This is a genomic window from Flavobacterium sp., from assembly GCF_046155325.1.
Lineage (GTDB): Bacteria > Bacteroidota > Bacteroidia > Flavobacteriales > Flavobacteriaceae > Flavobacterium.
The window spans coordinates 68,526-75,545 of sequence record NZ_JBJXDQ010000003.1 but is presented as its reverse complement, the minus strand read 5'-3'; the positions used below and the strand labels follow the sequence as shown (position 1 = coordinate 75,545).

General features: G+C 32.5%; 4 protein-coding genes. 2 read left to right on the top strand and 2 right to left on the bottom strand.

What is annotated here, in order from left to right:
• A partial coding sequence (locus tag ACKVOD_RS00480) for a SprB repeat-containing protein (RefSeq protein WP_409207516.1) occupies window positions 1–1,688 on the top strand: 1,688 nt, incomplete at its 5' end.
• Window positions 1,689–1,814: 126 nt separating this feature from the next.
• On the opposite strand, the gene ACKVOD_RS00475 is transcribed toward ACKVOD_RS00480, so the two are convergent.
• The gene (locus ACKVOD_RS00475) at window positions 1,815–5,084 is read right to left on the bottom strand and encodes a reprolysin-like metallopeptidase (protein ID WP_409207515.1); all 3,270 of its coding nucleotides are present in this window, start codon (window positions 5,082–5,084) and stop codon (window positions 1,815–1,817) included.
• A gap of 310 nt (window positions 5,085–5,394) precedes the next feature.
• Here ACKVOD_RS00475 and ACKVOD_RS00470 point away from each other — a divergent pair, with 310 nt between their 5' ends.
• Window positions 5,395–5,901: a hypothetical protein gene (locus ACKVOD_RS00470; RefSeq protein WP_409207514.1), complete on the top strand. Its 507-nt coding sequence runs from the start codon at window positions 5,395–5,397 to the stop codon at window positions 5,899–5,901.
• A gap of 72 nt (window positions 5,902–5,973) precedes the next feature.
• On the opposite strand, the gene ACKVOD_RS00465 is transcribed toward ACKVOD_RS00470, so the two are convergent.
• Window positions 5,974–6,921, bottom strand: coding sequence for a TerC/Alx family metal homeostasis membrane protein (locus ACKVOD_RS00465; RefSeq protein WP_409207513.1), 948 nt, complete (start codon window positions 6,919–6,921; stop codon window positions 5,974–5,976).
• Window positions 6,922–7,020 lie beyond the last annotated feature (99 nt).

Below are 7,020 nucleotides of genomic sequence, written 5' to 3'. Positions count from 1 at the left end.
CCCAAGACAATACCGCCAGTGGAATAGTTTGTACAGGATTTAAATATACTTACGAAGGCACAGAATATGCCCCAGGAGTTTATGATATTCCACGTACCGATGCCAATGGTTGTGCATGGAAAACAGTGTTGACAGTAACTGAAAATCCACTTCCTCCTATTACTTGTATAGATCCAGCATCTACAACTGTTCTTTGTGGCGTAACGAAAGAAGCAGCCCAAACTAATACTGATGCAGAATTTTTAAGTTGGTTAAATACATTTACATATAATACTACTCTTTATACAGTTGGTATTGTATATGCTTATGATTTGGGTTCTGTAAAATCTGACAATGGTGATGGACCTAAAAATCCAGCAACAGGAGCCAATACAAAAGTAACAGTTACATGGACTCTAACCGATAAAGAAACTGGTTGTAAAAATTCATGTTCATCAACTTTTACTGTAGCAAATGCTTGTATACCTACTTGTTCTTATACTAAAACAGATGTAAAATGTCAAGGTACTGGTACAGGTTCAATTACAGTTACTGTTTCTGGCGGGACTCTACCTTATACAGTTAATTTGTTTAAAGATGGTAATCCAGTTGCTTTAGATAGTAAAACAGGTATTGTAGAGCCTTATATTATAACATTTGAAAATTTATTTTCAGGGGCATACAGTTATTCAGTTACAGATGATAGTCAATCTGATCCATGTAGTAACAGTGAACCAATTGATCTTGGACAAGGAACTCCTTGTGGAGCAAATTGTACATACACTCAAGGGTACTATGGAAATGAAGGAGGTACTTCATGTGCTAACGGAGTTTCGTATTCTACCAAAGGTTTAATAGCGAAAGCGTTATCTTCTTATCCTTTAGGTACTATGACAATTGGTTTGCTTGGCAGAAGTATTAAAATTAGTAATAATCCAACAGATATTCAAAAGATAATTGATTTCTTGCCTGGTGGAGGTTCAAGTGCAGTTTTGTCAGTGGGTGACTTTCTAATCACTGCATTACCATCATCCTATTTGAAAAAAGGGGTTATAAACAACACCTTATTAGCCCAAACAATTACTTTAGGGTTGAATTTAGGTATTGATAACACTCTAGGTACTTTTGCTTTACAATCAGGAACCTTAGCAATAGCATCTCCTCAAGGAGGTTGTGGCTCAATTATTCCTATGGTTAGAAGTTGTTCTTATGATATTTACACTCCAACAATTAATGAGTATAAATATTATAATATTCCAGCTCTTGTAGGGCTTTTGCCAACGCCAACAGTACAAGGATTGTTTGATATGGCAAACACTGCATTAGGAGGAGGAACACTTCCTGCTGGTATAACCTTCACTAATCTTGCCAGTGCTGTAGATTTAATAAATAATGTGTTTGACAAATGTAGAATATCAATGGGTTATAACCAAACACCGCTTACTTGTATTGCAGATAGAGCAGCTTTTGATGTTAGTCCAGTTCCTATCATTGACTATGCTACTGTAATATATCAATTTAGTTATGTTTCCAATGTAACCATAGAGGTAAGAAACAATTTGGGAGTTTTATTATCTACTTATGTAGATACTACTCCTAGTTATTTAGGTAAAGTTGTTCCTCTTCCTTATTTATTTGGTGCAAACGGTATTTACTATATAAAAGTAATTACGAATATTGGATCAACTACAAAAGCAGTAACACATTAATTTTTAATTTAATTTTTATTAGAAAAGCATCCGCCACGGCGGATGCTTTTTTTGTTAGATATATCTCGTTTAAAAAATGTTGATTTAAAATACAGAAATGCTTATGAAAGAAGATACTTAACAGCACTATTCCTTAATAAATTGTTTAGTAATTTTTGAGGCATTATTTGTGAATTGGATTAAATAAACTCCTTTTTTCAAATAATCTAAATAGATTTCATTGTTTTCTAAATGATTTCTTCCTAATTCTTGTCCAATTAAATTAAAAATTATAAAATCAGTGTAATTTTCAGAATTTGAAATAGTAATTAAATTTCCTTTAACAGGATTTGGATACAATTTTAATGTTGAATTAGGATTTTCCGAAAAATTATCAGCTACACTTACAGAAGCCTCAATAGTATAATTTTCAGGTTTTGCTGTTGTCCCAGTAATGTTTACGGTATAATCTTCTACTTCTCCATATGTGAAAATTTCGCAAGAATTTGGAAGAATATTATTTTTCATAGAAACTCTCATACGAGTAGTGCCAATAGAAGCGCTAGTTGGTATGAAAAGGCTACCACTTACAAACTTGGCTTTAGTTTTCGATTTGCTAAATATAAGCTCTCCACTATCTTCAAAGTCACCATCTTGATTAAAATCAATCCAAACATTATAAGACTCGGCAAAAGATGAGCGAATCCAAGTTGGTGTGATTACAATAGTATTAGTACTTCCTAAAGCCAAATCAGTTGACATTGTCACGAAATTTTTGTAACCATTATTATTGCCCGAGGTATTAACAATTGAACCAATTTCAACTTTGTTAATGTACTCTTTATCAGTATAAATTCCAGATGAAGTGCAGTAAGCTAAATTAAATTTATCTAAAGTTGTATTTACTAAAGTTACGATATTTATAATATTGCTAGAAGCCGATAAATTTCCGGATGCATCTTTAGCAATGACATAGAAACTGTAATTAGTAGAGGCAGACAGCCCAGATACGAATAATGAAGTAGTTGTAGTGGTTGTTTTCAACACTCCATTTTGATATACATTATAGCCTGTAACACCTATATTATCAGTAGCTGGAGTCCATGATAAATTAGTGTCTGAAGTCGTGGTTCCTGAAGCAGAGAGAGTAGATGTAGTTGGAGGTGTAATGTCCGCTGGAGTAAGTGTAGTTATAGTAATACTGTTACTAGCTGTTGACAAATTACCTACAGCATCTTTAGCAATTATATAAAAGCTATAATTAGTAGATGAAGACAGTCCAGATACGAATAATGAAGTAGTTGTAGTGGTTGTCTTCAACACTCCATTTTGATATACATTATAGCCTGTAACACCTGTATTATCAGTAGCTGGAGTCCATGATAAATTTGTGTCTGAAGAATTGGTTCCTGAAGCAGAGAGAATCGAGGTTGTTGGAACTATTGTGTCTGTTGCACTCAAAGCACTTATGATGAAGTTTACATTGTTTATATCAAAAAATATTTGATTAGTCCCTTTAACCATAATTCGATTTTGATTTCCAGGTATGTTTGGGATTGTAATATTGGCAGAGCCATTATTTGGAGTTTCCGAAAGCAAAGTGATTGCAAAAGTTTTCCCTCCATCGGTAGAAAGTAAAATATCTACACCAGCACAGTTTACTCCGTTTGAATTTGTGCCAGCTACACTCCAGTTGATAGTTTGTGTTGTTCCTACTGTGTAGGTAACGATACTATTTTGAGAGTCAACTTTAAATGGCCCAGAATTACCATCAACATTAACAACCATATCATCAGTATTATTTGCCGAGCCACCAGCTCGATTGTCACGAACGGTTAATCTAAAATTTAAAGTTCTTGAAACATCAGATAGTACTTCAACTGGAATTTCTAAACCTGATGTTGCGGTCAAACCTGATAATATAGTTGTCATGTTTGGAAAATGCCTAATCGCTGAGAAACTTGGTGAATAGGATCTAAAAAGAGGTCCAGTTGTAGCTGTGCTGTTAGGTACAGTAGTGGCAGAAGTTCCTAAATCCATTTCTTCCCATGAATAAGTGAGTAGATCATCTGTATTAGCATCCGTAGCAGATCCTGTTAATAGGAAAGGGGTGCCTTTTGGGATGGTGTAATCTAATCCTGCATTAATTACAGGAACTGCATTACCAGTAGAAATTAGAATAGCACAGGTTTTTGTTTTGATAATGTCAGTAACTTGTTGAATACTGATAGCGTGAAAATAGGAATCACAATTTTTCTGTATGTCTTTAGAAGTAACTCCTGCATAACTCATAATGGTAGAACCACTTCCCGGTTCCAACTGTGCCAAAGTACCTTCGTTATTACACGTAAAAGTATGATTAGCACCCAATTGATGTCCCATTTCATGGGCTACATATTCAATATCGAAGCTATCACCACTGTAATTTGTTGGTATAGCACATGTATAACCAGCTCCTTTGTTAAAATCACTACAAACACATCCGATACATCCAGCATCACCACCACCACCAATAGGAGCAGCGCCTAATAAATGGCCTATATCATAATTGGCTAGCCCGATTTGGGAATTTAAATTTGTTTTAAGTTCAGATCTCCAGTTTGATTTGCTAGTATAATCAGAATAGGGATCTGTTAATGCATTTGTATAAATAATTGTATCATTATTAGAAATAAGAATCAATTTTACGCCAAAGTCTCTTTCAAAAATGGCATTAACTCTGGTCAATGTATTGTTCATACCAGCTAAGGCTAAAGATTTAGTACCTCCAAAATAACTAGCATATTCAGCAGTACACGAAAATGCCAGTCTAAACGTTCTTAGTTTGCCGTCATCGGCTGCATATCTTGAAACTACAGTGCTTTTATTAGTTTTTTGGGTGTTGTTAACTTGATCAATTGTACTGCATTCAAAGCTGTCTAAAGAAGCTTCTTTCTCTGATTTTTTATAAGCTGTGTAGGTTTTTAAATCAGCTGAGATGGGCTCGATAAACACAGCGGCTTCATCAGCATACAAAATCATAGATTTGAACCCTAATGGGGAATTGCTAAAATATGCTCTAGCACTTGGATTGTCGATACCTATGGCAACGTAAGATTTAATTTCGGGATATTTTTCTGCTAATACCGGATCCATCACGGAATTTTCATAAACTATGAAATTTTCCAAGTTCCCGTCTCCGTTTGGCAACGAAATAATAGTTTTCGAAGAGGTTTTAGCATCCCTTTTTGGAGAGGAAGCTAACTTGGTTTTTAAAGAGTTTACATCTAAATCAAACAAATGTTTTAATGTAAGTTCCTTTTTAAGGATTTCTTTAGAATCCTTTTTTAAAGTAGATAATTTCCATAATGAATTTCCGTTTTGGGAAAATGAAACGCTGCTGATTACCAATAAGGTAATTGTTATTAATCTTTTCATAATATTTAAACTTAGTAGGTTAAGTCATTTCAAATTTACAAACACCTTGTTATTTAATCGATAAAAAGATTAAAAAATCCGATTAAATACACGATTATATATATTTTGCACTAAAAAAATTACTTTAATTAATAAAACAGATGTTTGTTGATATAGGAAAAATTCTGTTTATGATTGTTTGTAATGTGTAATTTCTTATAGATGTTTAACGAAATATAAAATTTATAAAGGGTTTAATTTTTTGATAAAACAAACTTTGGCACAGTTCATGAATAGTACACAAAAGTAACAATCATTAAAATTTATAATCATGAAAAATTTTATCACCCTTTTAGTTGTAGTTGTAATTTTTAGTTTCCAAAGTTGCACTGTAAACGAAACAACTCCAGTAGTCGATAATGATACAATTAGTACCGTTTTTGAAAACAGCGTTCCTTATAATTTTACTGTTAACAATGGTTATGAAATTAATTTTGCTTTACCATATACACTTTATTCTTCGGATATGGTTTTGGTTTATCGATTGACTGGTACTGTAAATGGTAATGATTTATGGGAATTTTTACCAGAAACGCATTATTTTTCAGATGGGACTAGAAATTTTAGTTATAATTTTGATTTCACTAGAAATGATGTTCAAGTATATTTAGAAGGGAATAATTTAGGTTCTCTTAATTCTGTATATAGATTAAATCAAACCTTTAGATTTGTTGTAATACCAGCTGAACTTCGATATGCTGTTGATGTAAATAAGTATTCGGAAGTTATGAATACATTAAACTTAAAAGAAAGTCAAGTTCAGACCATTAATTTCTAAAATAAGTAGTAGTGGTTGCATAAAAAAAGGAAATCTCTCGATTTCCTTTTTTTATGCAATTTAAAGCGATAATTATATTTCTCCAGAATTCATTTTTAAGGAGACTAAAATGCCTGTCAATAAAGAAAGCGCAATAAAAGTTAATGATAGCCATTCGGCTAATTCGATAAAATCATGAAGTAACATTTTTAGTCCAACGAAGGTTAAAATGGCAATTAAACTGTATTCTAAATACGCAAATTTCTCTAACATATTAGCCAAAAAGAAGTACATAGAACGAAGTCCAAGTATAGCAAAAATATTAGAACTAAATACTAAAAACGGGTCTGATGTAATCGCTAAAATGGCAGGAACGCTATCTAATGCAAAAACCACATCCATTACCTCGATAACGATTAATGCCACAAATAAAGGAGTGGCAGTATTTTTAGCTTTTTTGGTTGTAATGAAAAATTTTTCATGATTCATTTCAGATGTAATTGGGATAATTTTTCCAATTGTTTTATAAACGAAGGAATCTTTAGGTTGAAAATCTTCTTCTTTGCCAGAAAGTAACATTTTAACTGCGGTAAAAATCAAGAAAGCTCCAAAAACATAAGTTGTCCATGCAAATTTATTGACAATTAACACCCCAAAATAAATCATCAATCCTCTAAAAATAATAGCGCCTAGAATTCCCCAAAACAAAACCCGATGTTGGTATTTTTGAGGTATTTTGAACGAACTAAAAATAATAGCTATCACAAAAATATTGTCGACACTCAATGATAATTCAATTAAATAGCCTGTAAGATATTTAATTGCAGCCGCTGCAGGCTTTAATTCGTCTGGGTTTGCAATATAATTATTGCTGTATATCCAATAAATTACTCCAGAAAAAAGAAAAGAAATAGTGACAAAAAAGACTGTCCATTTACTAGCTTCTTTGGTACTAATGATATGTGGTGTTTTGTTAAAAACACCTAAATCAAGAATTAGAAAACCTAAAATTGCGAAAACGAATATGTACCAGACAATCATAAATGGAAAAATTTATATTGATACAAAGATACTTTTTGAAATTTTAATTTAGTCAAGAAAAATGACTTATATAAAAAAAGTGCTTTCATTTCTGAAAGC

Excerpts from the sequence above, each read along its gene's own strand:
- ACKVOD_RS00475 (WP_409207515.1), bottom strand. The coding sequence starts at position 5,084 with ATGAAAAGATTAATAACAATTACCTTATTGGTAATCAGCAGCGTTTCA.
- ACKVOD_RS00470 (WP_409207514.1), top strand. The coding sequence starts at position 5,395 with ATGAAAAATTTTATCACCCTTTTAGTTGTAGTTGTAATTTTTAGTTTC.
- ACKVOD_RS00465 (WP_409207513.1), bottom strand. The coding sequence starts at position 6,921 with ATGATTGTCTGGTACATATTCGTTTTCGCAATTTTAGGTTTTCTAATT.